Annotated in this window: 15 protein-coding genes; 6 read left to right on the forward strand and 9 right to left on the reverse strand. The window is 39.6% G+C overall.

What is annotated here, in order from left to right:
- Positions 1-216 precede the first annotated feature (216 nt).
- A complete protein-coding gene (locus tag DC487_RS13420) occupies positions 217-2,484 on the reverse strand; it encodes an ATP-binding cassette domain-containing protein (RefSeq protein WP_116776476.1) in 2,268 nt (755 codons plus the stop codon).
- Positions 2,485-2,531: 47 nt separating this feature from the next.
- On the opposite strand from DC487_RS13420, the gene DC487_RS13425 reads away from it, so the two are divergent.
- A complete protein-coding gene (locus tag DC487_RS13425) occupies positions 2,532-2,963 on the forward strand; it encodes a MarR family winged helix-turn-helix transcriptional regulator (protein ID WP_116776477.1) in 432 nt (143 codons plus the stop codon).
- A gap of 1,040 nt (positions 2,964-4,003) precedes the next feature.
- Here DC487_RS13425 and DC487_RS13430 read toward each other — a convergent pair.
- From DC487_RS13430 to DC487_RS13460, 7 genes are all read right to left on the reverse strand, one after another.
- Positions 4,004-4,540, reverse strand: a complete 537-nt coding sequence (locus DC487_RS13430; protein WP_133228577.1) for an STM3941 family protein — start codon at positions 4,538-4,540, stop codon at positions 4,004-4,006.
- A 92-nt stretch (positions 4,541-4,632) separates the two neighbouring features.
- Entirely contained in the window at positions 4,633-4,842 is a 210-nt protein-coding gene (locus DC487_RS13435; RefSeq protein ID WP_116776479.1) for a hypothetical protein, read from the reverse strand.
- Positions 4,843-5,250: 408 nt separating this feature from the next.
- A complete protein-coding gene (locus DC487_RS13440; RefSeq protein ID WP_116776480.1) occupies positions 5,251-5,913 on the reverse strand; it encodes a hypothetical protein in 663 nt (220 codons plus the stop codon).
- 115 nt (positions 5,914-6,028) lie between these two features.
- Complete coding sequence (locus DC487_RS13445; protein WP_207774424.1) at positions 6,029-6,862, reverse strand: hypothetical protein; 834 nt, start codon at positions 6,860-6,862, stop codon at positions 6,029-6,031.
- Between the two features lie 293 nt (positions 6,863-7,155).
- Positions 7,156-7,524, reverse strand: a complete 369-nt coding sequence (locus DC487_RS13450) for a hypothetical protein (protein ID WP_133228580.1) — start codon at positions 7,522-7,524, stop codon at positions 7,156-7,158.
- A 328-nt stretch (positions 7,525-7,852) separates the two neighbouring features.
- Positions 7,853-9,436, reverse strand: coding sequence for a SusD/RagB family nutrient-binding outer membrane lipoprotein (locus tag DC487_RS13455; RefSeq protein WP_116776483.1), 1,584 nt, complete (start codon positions 9,434-9,436; stop codon positions 7,853-7,855).
- 40 nt (positions 9,437-9,476) lie between these two features.
- On the reverse strand, positions 9,477-12,620 hold the full coding sequence (locus tag DC487_RS13460; protein WP_116776484.1) for a SusC/RagA family TonB-linked outer membrane protein: 3,144 nt from the start codon (positions 12,618-12,620) through the stop codon (positions 9,477-9,479).
- Between the two features lie 447 nt (positions 12,621-13,067).
- Here DC487_RS13460 and DC487_RS13465 point away from each other — a divergent pair, with 447 nt between their 5' ends.
- Positions 13,068-13,448, forward strand: a complete 381-nt coding sequence (locus tag DC487_RS13465) for a hypothetical protein (RefSeq protein WP_116776485.1) — start codon at positions 13,068-13,070, stop codon at positions 13,446-13,448.
- A 59-nt stretch (positions 13,449-13,507) separates the two neighbouring features.
- Positions 13,508-15,073, forward strand: coding sequence for a DEAD/DEAH box helicase (locus DC487_RS13470; RefSeq protein ID WP_239016385.1), 1,566 nt, complete (start codon positions 13,508-13,510; stop codon positions 15,071-15,073).
- Between the two features lie 105 nt (positions 15,074-15,178).
- Here DC487_RS13470 and DC487_RS13475 read toward each other — a convergent pair whose 3' ends face one another.
- Entirely contained in the window at positions 15,179-15,481 is a 303-nt protein-coding gene (locus DC487_RS13475) for a hypothetical protein (protein WP_133228583.1), read from the reverse strand.
- A 215-nt stretch (positions 15,482-15,696) separates the two neighbouring features.
- On the opposite strand from DC487_RS13475, the gene DC487_RS13480 reads away from it, so the two are divergent.
- The 3 genes from DC487_RS13480 (at position 15,697) to DC487_RS13490 (ending at position 17,629) form a co-directional block, all read left to right on the forward strand.
- Positions 15,697-16,137, forward strand: coding sequence for a hypothetical protein (locus DC487_RS13480; RefSeq protein ID WP_116776487.1), 441 nt, complete (start codon positions 15,697-15,699; stop codon positions 16,135-16,137).
- Positions 16,138-16,235: 98 nt separating this feature from the next.
- Positions 16,236-17,264, forward strand: a complete 1,029-nt coding sequence (locus DC487_RS13485) for an HNH endonuclease family protein (RefSeq protein WP_116776488.1) — start codon at positions 16,236-16,238, stop codon at positions 17,262-17,264.
- Positions 17,264-17,629, forward strand: a complete 366-nt coding sequence (locus tag DC487_RS13490; protein WP_116776489.1) for an HIT family protein — start codon at positions 17,264-17,266, stop codon at positions 17,627-17,629. The genes DC487_RS13485 and DC487_RS13490 overlap by 1 nt, the downstream gene beginning before the upstream one ends.
- The last annotated feature ends 45 nt before the right edge of the window (positions 17,630-17,674 follow it).

The following is a 17,674-nucleotide window of genomic DNA, read 5'->3' on the forward strand; positions in this document are numbered from 1 at the left end:
GGTTCATAGAATTGGTGAATTATCTATCACCTTTTCAGTTGTCTTACTTTAGTATGAATCTTAGATTTTTTAGGGGGATTGCACGCCATATCATACTGGTAAAGACTTTCTTTCAATTGATTCAGTCGCCTTAAATCTTCCAAAAAAGAGTTCGAGTTTTGTACCAGCGGGATCACAAAAAGCCACATACAGTCAAATACTGCCATGTGGCTTTTTTTAATTCATATTGTTTTCTTTGTCCAAATGTTTCCGTAAATATTCAGCCGTTACTGAAATATTATCTTCCAATAAGTCATAAACTGTGCCGGCAAACAATACGTTTCCGCCGTATTTACCTGCACCAAGACCAATATCTATTACCCAATCCGCCTGTGCAATCACATCAAGATTATGTTCTATGACAATTAAAGTATTATTATTTTCAACTAAACTATTCATAAAATCCAATAGCTTTTCAGTATCGCTTGGATGCAACCCCGTGCTTGGTTCGTCAAGGACAATTGTTTTATTGGAATTCTTCAATTCTTTTGTCAATTTAAGGCGTTGTCTTTCCCCTCCCGAAAAGCTGTCTAACCGCTGTCCTAAGGTAAGATAGCCTAAACCCAATTTGAGCAACATATCAAAAGGCTTGTTATATAAGTTATCGGGAAAAAAATCAATAGCTTCTTGAACGGTCATATCCATTACCTCTACAATATTTTTGCAGTTATAATGATACTTTAAGACCTTTGGCTGAAACCCACTGCCTCCGCAAACCTCGCAGGGTTGCTCAATATCATCCATAAATGCCAAATCAATTTTTTCAACGCCAGTTCCTTTACAGTTTTCACAAGCACCCTCACTATTTCTACTAAAAAGCTTATCGGATACGTTGTTTGCCATCGAAAACCGTTTTCTTATATCATCCGATAAGTTTAGATAGGTTAGCAGATTGGAGCGTATGCTCATAGCAGATAAAGACTGGTCAATAATCGTTATTTCCTTATAGAAATTAGGCAGCACCTTGTTAATCAATGTACTCTTGCCCGAACCAGCAACCCCTGTTACTACGGTCATAGCGTTTTTGGGAATTTTTACATTAACATTTTTAAGATTATACAGATTAGCGTTTTCGATTTCTAAATATCCTTTTACGCTTCTTGGTGCTTTGTTTATAGTAGGTGTTTTTGCGAAGTACAAACCTGTTTTCCCTTTTGATTTTTTTAATCCATCAAACGTACCTTGATAGACAATTTCTCCACCTTTCTTTCCCGATTGTGGCCCCATATCAATAACCCAATCGGCAATTTTAATCAAATCGGGGTCGTGTTCAACAATTAATACAGTATTTCCTTTATCCCTTATTTGTTGGATGATTGAAGAAATATTTTGTAAATCCTTTGGATGAAGTCCGATGCTCGGCTCATCAAAAATATAGAGCAAATCTGTCAGGTTGTTCCCGAGGTTTCTTACCATTTTTATTCTTTGACTTTCTCCACCCGACAGGGTATCAGTTCTTCTGTCCAACGTCAGATATTGTAACCCTATGTTTACGATGTTTTGAAGTTTTTTTTTGAGTTCAGCAAGGATTACATCATAAGTTTTGGATTGTAGAGAACTAACAAAGTCTAAAAGTTCTTCTATTGAAAGTGCTGTGCAATCCGCAATACTTTTACCGTTTATTTTGCAGGACAAAATCTTTTCATTCAATCTTTTTCCCTTACATACCGGACAGGACTTTGTTGCGATAATATTTTTTAAAGCCTCTTTACGGATCGTGTTCTCTTTTGATTGTTTCTTTAGAAATGCTTTCTCTATTCGAGGGATTATACCCTCATATTTTACCGTCTTTCCCCAGTGTTTATCGGGGTTCTTCGGTTTATGTTCTGGAGCATTCAAAAGCAAATCCCATTCATCGGCGGTATAATCTCCTAACTTTTTATCATTGTCAAAGTAGCCGGACATCGTATATCTCAATAAACGGTAACCACCGGATTGGAAAGTCGGAAACATAATTGCCCCCTCATTCAAAGAGCGCTGTTTGTCTATAAGATTGTCAACTTTAACCGTCTGTACAAAACCAAGCCCCTCACATTCTTTGCACATTCCCAAAGGATTATTGAAAGAAAATGTATTGGAATATCCCACAAATGGCTTACCCATTCGGGAAAAAAGCAGTCTTAAAGAAGCATACACATCGGTTACAGTTCCAACGGTTGACCTTGCATTTCCTCCCAATCTTTTTTGGTTTATAATAACTGGAACATTCAGATTATCGATTTTATCCACATCCGCCACGCCTATATGTTGCAGACGGTTTCTGATAAAACTACTTTGCGTTTCATTGAACTGCCTCTGTGCTTCGGCTCCTATTGTTTCAAAAACTAAAGACGATTTTCCCGAACCGGAAACACCAGTAAATACAGTAATTTGATTTTTTGGTATCTGTACAGAAATATTCTTTAGATTATTTTGTCTTGCATTCTCTATGATAATACCTGGCATATTTATTAACTTTGGTAATATTTAACAAAGTTAACTAATTTTGAGGTATGAACAAAAGCGAACAAAAATTCTATGATATATTTACGGAGTTGCAGTGCTTTATATTGGCGAATATGAGCAAGGGAGAGGTTAACGGGGTCACCGCTACCCACTACAATATTATTGAGTACATTTATCGACACGATAAATGTACCGGAAAACAGGTAGCAAAGGCTTTTAACATCAGTCCACCTGCAATTTCAAGACAACTTAAATTCTTGATTGAAAATAATCTCATTGCACAGGAGCAGTCTTCATTAGACCGTAGAGTTTTCAATTTAAGCACAACGGATAATGGAAAATTCATTGTTGATAGTTCCGAAAATTTTAGAGAACGGGTTGCAAAAAAAGTCTCAAAATCCCTAACAAAGAATGAACTGGAAAGCCTAACGTCTCTTTTGAGCAAAGTAATGACCGAGATAGTAGAAAATCAAACTTAATAAAAATGCAATGTTGTTTACACTTTTAAAGTAATACCGTAACGTAGATAATTAAAAATGAGGATGGATGAAAAGTTATGTTAAATATGTTAACCAAAGTGGAAGGCTACTCCGAAAAAAGAGTTGCTGTCATTTTTCGATGAATAAAAATAATGAAATTATACCCAAAAACATGAGATAGAAAGACAATCCTTTATGAATTTTCTCACTTTACCGGGACTTAGACAATTTTTTAAACTTAGCCTTTCCATCCGCTAAACAACTGGGATCTGAAATATCTTTTAATTGATTCAATCGCCTCAAATCCTCCAATAAAAGGTTCGAGTTTCGTACCAGTAGGTTCACGAAAACCTCACAGAAATGTGAGGTTTTTGTCGTTTATAGCTGGGATGAGAACCTAGGGTTCGATTCAAAGAAGGCTCAAGGTAAGCGGCGGGAATTGTGCGGCTGAGCCACTCCCAGCGGGATCACAAAGAAAGCAACTCCAAAAGAGTTGCTTTCTTTGTTTCCGCCCGATTCGAACAGAAGCGTCGGGATGGGTTCGAACATATTCTTTGCGGACTCGAGCTTGGGGCATAGCAACGCAAAATATCCCAGCGGGATCACGAAAACCTCACAGAAATGTGAGGTTTTTGTCGTTTATAGCTGGGATGAGAACCTAGGGTTCGATTCAAAGAAGGCTCAAGGTAAGCGGCGGGAATTGTGCGGCTGAGCCACTCCCAGCGGGATCACAAAGAAAGCAACTCCAAAAGAGTTGCTTTCTTTGTTTCCGCCCGATTCGAACAGAAGCGTCGGGATGGGTTCGAACATATTCTTTGCGGACTCGAGCTTGGGGCATAGCAACGCAAAATATCCCAGCGGGATCACGAAAACCTCACAGAAATGTGAGGTTTTTGTCGTTTATAGCTGGGATGAGAACCCAGGGTTCGATTCATAGAAGGCTCAGGGTTAGCGTGCGGGAATTATGCAGCTGAGCCACTCCCAGCGGGATCACGAAAACCTCAACGAAAGTTAGGGCTTTATTTGTTTTACGTTCCGTACTAACCGGAGCTCGTCTGTTTATACATTTCCCATTGTTCTTTTAATTGCCTTTCTAATGTGTCTACATAAGAATTTAAGGCTACCATTGGAATTATAATTGGCGAACCTAATCTCTTATTCTGGCGTTTCAGAAGTAGCTTTTTTATATAATTATCTTCGCGATCAATGATGAGATCAGCATTAATTAAACTAATCTTAATCATAGCAACAGCCTCAACTTGAATCTGACAAATATCTGCCACATTACTCCAAGGGATTGACCCTACGCTTAGTGAATTAGAATTATCGATGAGTTCTGTTTGAGTAATTATCAATCCCACTCTCTTAATATACATTTTAAGAGAAAATAGAAATATAAAGCCAAAATATAGCAATGAAATGGCACCTATTCCTCGAATAATGGTTTCATTACGATGTAAACCAGAGGTCATTAATTCTGGGTGAAGAAATAGGCGTCCTCCAATAGTTACAAAAACCAATTGACCAGCTGCCAAAAAAAATTTCCGCTTAGCATTAAAGTAAATTGTAATATCCATACTAATCATCTATATAAAATATTTGCCTTTAGGCCAATTGATTAAGATAATGAGAGCGACTTGATGATCATTTCAAATGCGGTAGTTTACTGTTAAATTTGAGCAGGTAAGGATTGAAAGATAAATACTACACCAACCATAGCACACATAATAATACTTCCCCATAAACCAATGTAAGAGGTAAGTGAAAGACCTTCCCAATTTGCTTTTTCTGAAGAAGGCTCTTCATTTCTAATAATCCGATGCATCAGATATGCCACTATTAAAAAGCCAAAGCCAGTAAAAAAAAGCTTAAAATCCATACTTTTTATTTTTGTCTTATTATTACCGGATTGTGATTTAACGCCATATTCTATTACCTAATGTTACAAATCTTGTATGTGAGGAATTCATATTTTTCACCAAGTTTACTTTAAAGACATTTCGTAAAAGATTACGACCAGACCAAGTATAAAAGCTGATATTAGAGATAAAACATATTTAGGTCTACTTAAATACAAGGAACAACTATCGTCATGGCTTTTGCCCATTCTTCTAAAAAAGAGAAAAAGCAGAATTCCTGGCACAATAACAAAGACACCGCCAAAGAGAAGTCTAAAAAGACTATCGTTCATTCTGTTATTATTTTCTAGTATCGTTTTATCAAAATGCTATTTCTTCAGTTCTCTTGCTTCACTAGACCCCAGTCCCAACCCAAGCTTGTTGAGCAGTTACATCAATTTTATAGTCTGTTTAAATTCTTCAAATTCTTTATCAGCAAATTGCTTTTGCGTTTTTGATTGATGGCAATTAAAGTCGTAATAAAATCCATTGTGTTCAGCTTTTAAGACTTTAAGTTCGACTTTTAACGGTTCAATTATTTCAGTATGTTCAAACAAATATTCAGCATCATACTCGTAAAACTTGCAATTACTAATTAAATATGGTTCATATTTTTTTGTAACCTGAAAGTCCTTTAAAACCATGGAAGTACCGTATGCTGACATTTCCATCAGTTCGTCAAATGTATCGTAACCCAAATAATCGATTTCTTCTTTTGGAGCAATGTTAAGTGTGATTGTTGGTGAAAAAATCCCTTTATATTGAGGTTCATCTTGATAATACTTTGTTGCAACACAGATAGGATCTCCTAATTCTTCCCATATTTCTTCCGCGGATTCTTCCAATCCTTCCCCAATTATTTGTTCACTTTTAATTTTTCCAAAATCTTTGATTGCGACAAATCCCCAATTTTGTGGCTTATGAAATAGTATTCCAAGCTTCTTATTCAGATAGACATTATCATTAACAACAACAGCTTTCAACGGGTCAATATTCAGCCCGACTAATGCCAAGCTTGTTAGTTTCAAAAATTCTCTTCTTCCTATTCCCATTGTTTATAAGTGTTGTTAATAATTATCAATAACAGTTTGGCAGCTTAGGGAACGTGCGGAAATCGATGCCGTTCAGCCTCGCTGTTACCAAATCCCTGTTAGCACCAATGTTTTATTAATCAACTGGTTTGTCAATATCAGTCGTTGATTCCGTTTCAATATGTTGTCCAGTTGATATTTCAATTTCTGTCAATTTAGCTTCTTTGCGTCTAAGTTTCCAAAACCAATACAATCCACCAAGTGGGATTCCAATTGTCCAATAGGAATTAAGATAGCCCATCCAGCTAAAACTCACACCTAAAAAAATCTGAAGGTTTATAAGTTGAAATGAGAATCCGCTAACAGCAGCATAAGTTATGGAAGGAGTATTTAAGAAAATTACGGCAATATATTTTATCCACTTCTTTTTTAGGTCGCTACGCTTTATTTGTCTGATCACATAGATGTTAAACAATGGAATGCAAATAGCAATAAGTCCGAATAACCAAAAATTGGTCATCGTCGGAATTGGTGCTTTGACATCAAGTGGTTTCATACTTAAAATCTTTTGTGATTTGTCGTCGAACAAAACTTCAAGAACACCAAACTCTTTCTCATTATGGAACTCAATTAAAGCAAGTGTAGTATTGGGCGGTGTGTTGCTATCTTCGACAGTTGAAAATCTCTTTTCTGATTTTATAAACGAATATTCTAGCTCAGTCCCCCAATTACTCGTAATGAGTTGTCTGAAACTGGAAAAACCGCTTTTTAATGAATCAATATTGGCATTTTTAGCATTTTCATGATCCATAGCCATCAGGCTAATGCATTTGTTGTAATCTTCAGTTAACAGTACTTCAATAAACTCCTTTGTTTTGTCTTTATATTGAAAAGAGTTAGTAATAAAGTCGCAGCCAGTCAGTAAGCTAACGGTTAAGATGGTTAATACAGTTAGTATAGTTCTCCTCATTTGTTGTAGGTATTTTAGCATTGGCTTCTATCGTTTCGCAGGTTAGCGGGTGCCATCTTCCTAATTTCATTTTCTTGTGATTCCAATTCTGTTATGTTTTTATTCTAAGTTCTCCATCAACATAAATATAAGCCAAATGTCGTCCGTCTTTTAATAAGTCGGTCGCTGTTTCAGAAGTTATGTTATGTTTCGGTTGTGTCGTCACGTTACTACCGTTAAAGGTTTGGGTATTGCCGAAGCTGGGAACTTTAGCACAAAACTCATTTTTTTAAACATGTTGTTATAGGTAGACATTATTTAATATTTAAATCAATTAAAGCATTTCCTACTTCAAAACGAAACATATAAATAACAAAAATTAGTATTACAGCCAATATATATGATTTTGCTTTATTGAATTTTTCATTTCTAAAGCTCATGAAAGCAAGCGCGGCATAAATACAAAGAGTTAAAGTCAATGCGCAAAATTCAAGTATAAATGAATTCAAAGGTCTATCCATTATATTTGCTGCGGCTTCCCCTTCTCCAAAAAGCCCCCAATAAGCCAATGGTATTATTAAAATATAGAGTAAAGAAGTAAATAAGAAACCTAAGGTCAATGAAATAATAAAAAGTTTCCTATCGATTTTAGCACCTAAAATTTTTATCAAACTCTCTTTCATTTTGGTGGTGTAATTCATTTTTTGGGTTGTCTCTAATAATTGCGTATTTCGTTCTACATTTCGAAAAAAACATATAGGTAACCGATACTACTAGTTTTACTAGAATCAGAGTGTTTGGTTAAAATTTTCACTTACGGTAGATTTGGCAATACCAATATACAAAATATTCTCCCAAACGATCTATATAATAATTTCGCTTTATCGACCAATAAAAACACCTTCGCTCAGTACAAAGCTATATAAGCCAAAAAGCGGACTTCCCAGTAAAAGGAAGTCCGCTTTCTTATAAGAAGCCTACGTCATGTAGGTACTTAAGAGTAGCTACAAACTAGTTTGCAGTATCCCACCATACGCGGGAAGTCATCACGTCACCATTATTCAATCGACCGACAGCCTCTTGATAATTAGCCATGTTTACAGTAGATTCTGCAACAGGATAGGTAAATCTTCTTGGGATAGTACCATTGGTTACGTTTCCGATGTATTGTACTGGCGTAAGCACTGGGAATCCAGAACGTCTCCAGTTGGCAAACGACTCGTACTCATCAGAGAAGGTATTGATATAGTATTGCGTATTGATCTGCTCCAAAGCAGTCGCCTCGTTAAACGGATTTGCCGTCAGGTAAGCACGAATAGCGCCATCGCTAATACCCGCAATATTAAACTGCGCAAACTGTTTCATGGCTGCAGTAACACCTGCATCATAATAAGTTTTAGCAGAACCTGCAATCCAACCTCTGTATGCCGCCTCAGCAAGTAAAAGCTGATTCTCGGCATGAGTCACTAAGAACGTTGGCGCATCGATACGACCATACGTATAACGGTTGGCTACCGAGTAGAAATTCAAAGAATCCTTCGTCAAACGTTGCGGATCAGGGTAACCCGGAGAGTTGGATATATCCGTAGCACCACCCAATTGATCGTAGCCATTAGGCATACCCAATTGTTTAGCAGCGGTGGTATCTCCTCTAGAGAATCCTTGTGCATCTACTTTAATAGTCGGATCCTTGACCACCGTAGCTAGAAACGATAAACGTGGATCGCTGGTATTGCGTAGCATATCGATAAAGAATTTGCTCATTCTATACGCGTTAGGATCTTCATGCACATAGATCTTACCGAAAGGCTCCGCACTATTGTTTGCCGTAACTGCGCCTACGTGTCTTACCAAGGCACTCTCTTCGTTCGAAGCAAACAAACCGCCAGAAACAGCCGTGTTGACCCAAGTTCTTGCTGCAGCCTCATCCACTTTAGACAAACGCATGCCCAAGCGTAGCATGAGGGAGTACGCGAACTTTTGCCAACGGACAACATCACCTTGATAGATGATATCGGCGGATCCTATCGAAGAGGTAGCACCTTCTAATGCTTCCGCAGCTTCCTTTAGTTCGTTTAGCATATCCATATAGATCGCTTGCTGCGTATCATATTTTGGGTAGCCATTGCTACTGTGAGCACCTAGTCCAGCTTCCGTGTAAGGCACATCGCCATAAAGATCGGTCATCCGGTGAAATAGCACAACCTTCAGGATACGAGCCATTTGATATTCTGTTTTGAATTCTTCTTTACCCTCCCAGTTTTTCAACAAATCTACCGCATCACGAACACCATTAGGATACATACGATCCCAATAGGCCGAGTTATAGTCCGCATTGTACGTGTATTTATCTCCAGCCCAGTAACTCTGTACTGCCGAAGTGTGCTGCAGCATGGTACTGATGTATATTAGACCAGTACGCCAAGCTTCATACTCTGTACCATAAGCGTATTGCTGTACGTTGGTAAACATCAGTTTAAAATCCATACGATCGGCGTCGATCGCTTCGATATCAACATTGACATCGCCAAAGTCGTTACATGCGGAAAGGCTAAAACCGCAGGCAGCTAGGATATATAAAATTTTCCTTTTCATTGTTTTCTTTTTTTAATACGTCCGAAGACTGTTTCTACTGTTAAAATTTAAGGTTTAAGTTGAAACCGACATTTCGGGTGTATGGATTACCATTTAACTCTAATCCTTGTGCATTGCCACTGCTGAATGCAGACTCTGGATCGATGTTTGGAATATTTTTATGCACCGTCCATAAGTTGCGCCCTACTAACGAGAAAGTCGCTCCTCTAAATGGTAATCGTGTTAATAAAGAGGTTGGTAGTGTATAACCGATAGATACCTCACGCAACTTCACAAAGCTAGCATCGTACACAAATTGTTCTGTGATGTTTTGGTTTACCACACTTTGATAATAAGTCTGTGCATCTACTGAAACCGTATTCACTTCGCCATTAGCAAGTACTCCACGACCGATTACACCGCCTTCGCGGCCTTCCATGGTTGCTTGATGCAAACCAGCGCTATACAAATTGTAGTTTGTTCCAGAATAAATTTTAGCACCTAGCTTCACATCAAATAATAAACCTACATTGAAGTTTTTGTAGCTAAAATCATTACGGAAACCACCTGTGAAACGATAAACACCATTGCCTAAAACTTCTACATTATCCGAACGAACTGGCAAACCGTCTTGAAAGATTCTGTTTCCAGCATCATCAGTCTTGTATTTGTAACCCACGATCTGTCCATAGGCTAATCCAATGATATTTTGAATGGATGCATTACCACCGTTTGATTGCGCTCCTTCGAAAATCAGGTTATTCTGACCACCAAGATTCAGGACTTTACTATCATTGAAGCCAAAGTTGATGGATCCGTGCCATTTGAAGTTTTCTTTACGGATGATATCGCCATAGATTAATGCTTCTATACCACGATTCTTAAGCTCACCAATGTTTTTGATGGCAGTGCTATATCCAGAACCAGTACTTGTTGTTACTCTAACAATATCGTCGCTTGTTTCTTTTTGGTATACCGCTAGATCCAATCCTAAACGGTTGTTGAAGAATTCTAAGTTCAAACCTGCTTCCCATTCCGCAATACGTACTGGTTTTAGATCTGAATTTGGAACAGTTTCATTATTAATCGTACCTACTGGTTGCTCAGAAAGCTCGTAAGGCAAGGTTCTGTACGTCAACAAACGTTGATATGCATCGGTACCATTAGACGCGGCTGCGCGCGAAAGACGTAATTTACCCATATTGATCCATTCAGGTAATCTGAGATGGTCCGAAAATACGTAACTCAAACTTGCTGCTGGATACAGGTATCCATTGTTCTGAGGATCAAGGGTAGAATACCAATCGTTACGTGCCGACAAATTCAAGAATAAATAATCGCGGAAACCAAAGTCAGCCGTACCGTAAATAGAGTTTACTTGATACTCTGCGTACAACTTTTTAAAGGTACGTGTTCCTGCAGCTACGTTTCCTGTATTGTAAACGCCATCTACGATGAATGGACGAATACCACCATCGGTACCCCAAGTTTCTTCACGAGATTTCAACGTATTTCCACCTACCGTTGCCGAAATGGTAAAATCACCAATATCCTTTTTTGCACCGATTAAATAGTTGAAATTCGTTTCCTCAAACTCTCTATTGTATTCATTGATAAATCCATTAGGATCGGCCGCGGCACCTTTTGGTTGAATTTGCTTGAAGGCCAAGTTAAATCCATCACGCGTCGCCGCTCCTTGTGCATACAACCAGTCCGTAATATCATAGCGCAAGTTAAAACCACCCGTTAATCTTTTTCTAGTCGAGTTATTTGACTTATTGTATTGTAAGAAATAAGGGTTGTTGAAATAAACACTCTCACCTGGGCGCAACTCGTTGCCATTAGCCTCTGTGGCTGCCTCTAACCACCTGACATCATAACTATTCGCTAAATAAAGCAGGGTCGCATTGGTATTACCATTTCCATCAGACAAGTTAGGACGGTTTTTCACGAACTCAAACATGTAGTTTAAATTCATTCCTAAAGTCACCTTTGGCGTGATTTTATAGGTTGTATTTAAATTGACACCGCGCTGATTAGAGTTTGAATTGGGCAAGATCGCGCCTTCATGGATATTATTGAAGCCTAAACGATAATTAGACTTCTCGTCACTACCACTGATAGCGACCGACGACTGATTGGTCAATCCGTTACGGTAAAAATTATCCCAGTTATCTACGTAAGAATAAGCGTATTCATCGCCTAATCTGTTTACAGCCGTACTGCCATCCATCACAGCACCCCAGCTCTTGTTGTATGTCTGGAAAGCACTACTCGCAGAAGTAGGCTTCAGCCCTTGACTTCCCTGGCCATAGGTAGTTTGAAAGTCACGGTAATCATAAATGCTGTTTACCGTAAAGTTGTTGTTTACTTCAATGCCTAAACCTTGTTGGCCTTTTCCTGATTTAGTAGTAATCATGATCACACCGTTACCACCACGGAAACCGTACAAAGCCGATGCAGCAGCACCCTTCAACACTTGTATACTTTCGATATCGTCGGCATTGATAGCATTCATACCATCACCCATATCCATACCGCCATACTGGCCAGCTGAACCTTGGTTTTTGTTGCTCAAAGGAATCCCATCAACTACGTACAAGGGTTGGTTATTCCCAGTCATAGAAGCAGCACCACGAATTACGACACGGCTACTACCACCAACACCGGTAGAATTTCCAGCAACACTTACCCCGGCAACTTTACCAGATAATGCATTACCAAGATTAGGATCACGAGCTGTTGTAAACTCATCCCCTTTCACAGTCGTAGTGGAATAACCCAACGATTTTTTCTCGCGTTTGATACCGAGCGCCGTTACGACGATATTGTCCAATTGGTTTTCGGCACTCACCAGCGAAATGGTCAACGTAGCATCGTCACCTACGGTTACTTCTTTCTTCTCATAACCGATGAAACTCACTATCAGCACTTGACCTTTGGAGGCCTGTAAGGAGAAACGTCCTTCGGCATCCGTCTGGGCACCTCCGGTACTTCCCTTCACTCCTACTGTTACGCCAAGGATTGGCTCCTTTGTGGTTGCATCAATAATTGTTCCCCGGACAGTTTGTTGGTTTTGTACTGCGCTAACTTCGTCGTAAATGAATGGTTTCGCTTGTACATGACCATAACTTGCCGCGACCAAAGCCAAAGGGATAACCCAGGATTTGCTCGATTTTAGTTTAAGTTTGTCGGCTTTCCACATAGTTAATGTGTATAAATTATTTAGTATTAGGATGTGTTTAAGTTTCTTATGCAACGGGTTGCATAAAAATTTGTGCGCTAAATAACGCAATAATTTTTACAAGAAAAATTATTTAACAAAAACCATTGCAATTTTCGTTACCATTTAAGTGAAAAAACACACGTAAATCATTCATTTACAATATTTTAATTTTATAATTTTTTTGTTACATTGGAAAAGGAAATCTGGCAATACGACCAAAATGTATACGATTTTGTATCAATGGATTTCTTCAGCATCGTCAAATGCATTTTCATAAGTAAAATCGAAATCTAACACCAATATCTCCGCGTAGTAGCAAATAGATGCTATATGCTTGGGGAAAAGAACAAATCAGCGCCTTCGGAGTTCTTACTATGCTGTGTGTCTACATATAGATGCAACAGCGCTTACAAGAATTTAGTCAATATGCATTTGTCAAAAAGTCCTCATGAAGTCGTTGATGCTAAAAGCAGGGCAGCTTATGATCTATTTTTTGATGAATACGCAGCGGTTGTTTATGGCCTTATTAGCCATACCTCCTATTGTGAAAAGGAGAAAGAAGAGATTTTCACCGAAGCAATACAATTGCTGTGGAGCGAGCGCTGCCATATCGTAGCTCCTGATAAACTAGGTAATCTCGCTATCATTAAGGCAATCGCAAAAATCGCACTTACTTTACGTAACGTAAAGGATATATCCATCAGCCAATTCAGCAATGCCAAAGATAGGCTACAATGGGCTAAGGATTTTATTCATCATTTGGCAACCAAAAGTGCTGCGCTAAGCAACCAAAACAAAACAGCCTAATTCGGTTGCACGATCCCCCACCATTATTTTCAGACAGCATTTCTTCGACGTAATTTATTATGGCGATAGCCAAACATTCGGACTCCATACGGGGTTCTATTTCTATGGAATGCAGCGAAACCTCTACCAAGCAAAAGTCTACAAGTAGGACACCTTACTATTTTCAGCAGAATGATATTGATCTGCTATTTGGCAAACTGGCACGTGATACCCGCGCTAAACGCCGCATCCTGTACCAACTTCCTACCGGTGGCGGTAAGACCCTAATATTTTCCGAAATAGCGAAGCGTTATATTGAACAGTATCAAAAGAAAGTAGTTGTACTCACGCACCGTACGGAATTGTGTGCGCAAACCACACGTGCGCTGAAAGAGAGCGGCGTAGTCAATAAGGTGATTAATAGTAAAGTGAAGCGTATTCCCAAAAAGGATCTATTTCACTGTTTTGTGGCGATGGTCGAAACCTTGAATAACCGCATCGATGAAGGGATGATCAATACCAACGAAGTCGGTTTGATCATCGTAGATGAAGCACATCACAACTCTTTTCAAAAACTATTGGATCGATTTGAGAATGCTACCGTTATTGGCGTTACGGCAACGCCTTTCTCTTCCGATGTCAATCTGCCGATGAACGGTTTTTATGAAGAACTGGTGGTCGGCGCTCCTATTGCTCAGTTGATTAATGAGGGATTTTTAGCCAAGCCCAAGTATCATGGTTACGACGTCGAATTAAACAGCCTCCAAACAGGTAGTAATGGAGATTTTACCATTAACACATCCGACATGCTCTTCGGCTCGGATGCCATGCTCGATTTATTGTTGCAAGCCTATGAAGCACATGCGCTTAAAAAGAAGACGTTGATATTTAATAATGGGATTCTCACCTCTCGCCGAGTACTAGAAGTATTTGAAGCGGCAGGCTACCCGATACGCCATTTGGACAACAAAACATCGAGCGCCGAGAGAGAAGAAATTCTAAAATGGTATCGCAAAACAAAGGGCGCCATCCTGACTTCGGTATCGATCTTGACGACCGGTTTCGATGAACCAAAAACCCAAGTCGTGATCCTGTATAGAGCCACGACATCCATCACCCTGTACCATCAAATGGTGGGGCGTGGAGCGCGGCGTTTGCCAAAGAAGGCAACCTTTACTTTGGTCGATTTAGGGAATAATGCGGATCGATTTGGCAACTGGGATGCAGAGATTGATTGGCAGCATGTGTTTGAAAACCCCGACATCTACCATGAGAGCATGAAACATACGGTGAGCAATATCCGACAAATTGATCCGGAGATGCGTAAACGCTTTCCCAATAGTCTGGAAACTTCCTTCGACATGCTTGCCGCCTATCAGGCATTGATCGCAGCAGACGAAAAACCGAAGAATGCCATTCGCGACTCCATCCGGCAGCATGCTAGCATGTGTCTAGAAAATAGCGAAAACACCACTGAAGCTTTGCAGCTGGTAGAATACTTGCACGCGGAAATCAATATCCGTATTAGAGAATATGCAAAATGCTTAGGCAACGTCACGAAGAACTATCGCGAATGGTTGCAGGAAGATTATCTGAATCGACTGCAACAGATGATTCGCCGATTGAAAGGAAAATTGGCGGGTTAATGCATATCTAACGGCCTTTCTCAGCTTGGGCTAATTGCTCGTCAATCCATAAAAACACCAAAGCCTCTTGAACAACAAGAGGCTTTGGTGTTAAAGAGGCAGTGGCTAGATTGCCGCTACGTCTACCCTTTCAAATTCGGTAAAGGTCACATTTGGATATTGGATTTTGCAATAATCTGCGAAATTACCCAGTACCATTTGCTCATTGTCGATCCGCAACGATTTGTTGACGAAAAATTTGCCCTCTGTTTTGTCTACCTCACACCAAGCTCCCACTTCTTGTCCGCCGTTTACATACACGCCCGAACCGTTAAGATTCGTGTAATCAGAATGTACATCATAGTATTCGTAGCTCGTGTCGCCGGCTTGCTCAGCCTTCAAACTTGTTTGATTTGTTTTATGTATCATCGTTTCTTTCTTTCTACTTAAAAGAGATCTACGCCCGTTTTGTTTTCCAGCTATATGTAATAGACTGAGCAATAGCGGCATTCAGTTTCACAAGGAGATATATAGAGAAACAATTGCACTATACGCTTGTTGTCTTAGCACATATGACCTCGTAAGAAGCGTGCTATGCGTACGCCTGCTATTCGAGAAATAGTCATCACCGTAAAACGCATACTATGAAAAAAACATTGGGAAATCTCGTAGGCGGCCTTGTTGGCGCTGCCGTTCTTAATATCGTACATCAGGCAGTTGCACAATTTAGCGAGGATGCGCCTCGCGTAGACAAAGTGGGTGAAGAAGCACTTTCCAAAGGGCTCGACAAAGTCGGCGTACAGCCACCGCAAGGGGAGAAATTATTCTTGACGACGCTTGCGGCAGATGTGATTAGCAATGCCGCTTATTACAGCCTGATAGGCATGGCACGTCGCAAAAATATCATTGGCCTTGGCTTGGCATCTGGACTTGTAGCCGGAGTCGGTGCATTGGCTTTAACGAAGCCTATGGGTTTGGATGACAAACCTATCACGCGCACCAAGAAAACAAAATACATGACGGTTGCTTGGTATGCCATCGGCGGACTAGCAGCAGGTTTGGTGATCAAATCATTGAGAAAGTAGCGGTGGTTGGTTACCAGAATCAACACTAAACTTCTACCTCTTCGTTTTTTTCCATCTTATTAGATATTTTAGCAAAATCTACTAAGACGTGAAAATTCATGCCTGTACTTTTTCAAGCTAATGACCCTAGTTTAGAGTCTCAATGGCGCGCTATTATCCTATTCGGTAAGAATTCCGCTACTTACAAATTTGCTTTTGCCAAAGCGCTTCTACAGTTGTCTTCCGAAGAAACAACCAGCATATCGCTGCAGGAGCTTGCACCAATGTATGTGAACAGCATACTGACGCATCTCAAGGAAAACGACAAGCAAGGGAACGCGAAGTCGAGCACCTTTCTACATGCTTGCCGTAAATACCACAATGACGAGATGGATTATGAGAACTTACTTCACGTCACGGAGAAATATGGATTTGTCAATGTCATCGATGCATTTCAAAATGTAAATGGTGCGTCTATCCCGCGCCTATTCTATGAAAAGGATTTCACTGGTAGTAAGAAAAACATAGTCATTACGGATAGCTTATTGCGATTGAAAGAAAGTCTACAGTTTAGTAACTTCAACGAAGAAGTGGATGCGCGATGGAATCTGGTAGAAACAGCTTGGAATCTGGATCTCAATCCAAACATGCTTGAGGTAAAGATAGACGAAGAACTGCAAACGCTGTTCCTGCAAAACAACCTAATGCGAAGGAAAGATATTAGTTCGGCAAGAGCAGCCTTAAATGGATACCAGAAAGGAAAATGCTTTTATTCCTTTCAGGATATTTCGATTAATAGCAAGGGGGGTTCAACTTGTGTTATCGATCACTTTTTCCCTCATGTTCACAAATTACATCTGAGCGAATCAGGTGCTAATGTCAACGGAATTTGGAATCTGGTCTTGGCAGATAATAATATCAACCTATCGAAGAGCGCGAAGATCCCTAATCTTCGTTATTTAGAGCGGCTTCACCATCGCAATGAGTTTTATATCGCTAGCAAACACCCTTTGGGTGAAACCATCATCAATCAGACAGGAAAAACGGTTAGGGAAAGAATTGCATTCTTGCAAAAGCAATATGATTTATCCCTAAATTTATCGGTACAAAAATGGACTTCGCCGATAGAACTTGACCCTTTATTTTAATGAAGAATTTCACAGAAATAGCTGCCGAAAAGATACTTTATAAAGATGCACATTTCTTTATTATCGAGGATGGATTTCCGGTAGCACCCGGTCATTTGCTGATTATATCCAACCAGCTTCGGAAAGACTTTTTCGAACTTAATGAGGCCGAAAAAGCACAGCTACCAAACACCATTGAAGAAGCAAAAAAACGGATAGAATTGTATTATCAGCCTGATGGCTACAATATTGGGATGAACTGTGGAGAGTGCGCCGGACAAACGGTTTTCCATTTCCATTGTCACCTCATCCCGAGATACCACGGCGATATGGAAAATCCTCGCGGCGGTGTGCGGCATGTCATTCCCACCAAAGGAAACTATTAAAGCCCCGCTGTAGAGCGAGGCTTTAAAGTACATCGTGTTATACGA

It is taken from the genome of Sphingobacterium corticibacter (genome assembly GCF_003076635.1).
GTDB classification, from domain to species: Bacteria; Bacteroidota; Bacteroidia; order Sphingobacteriales; family Sphingobacteriaceae; genus Sphingobacterium; species Sphingobacterium corticibacter.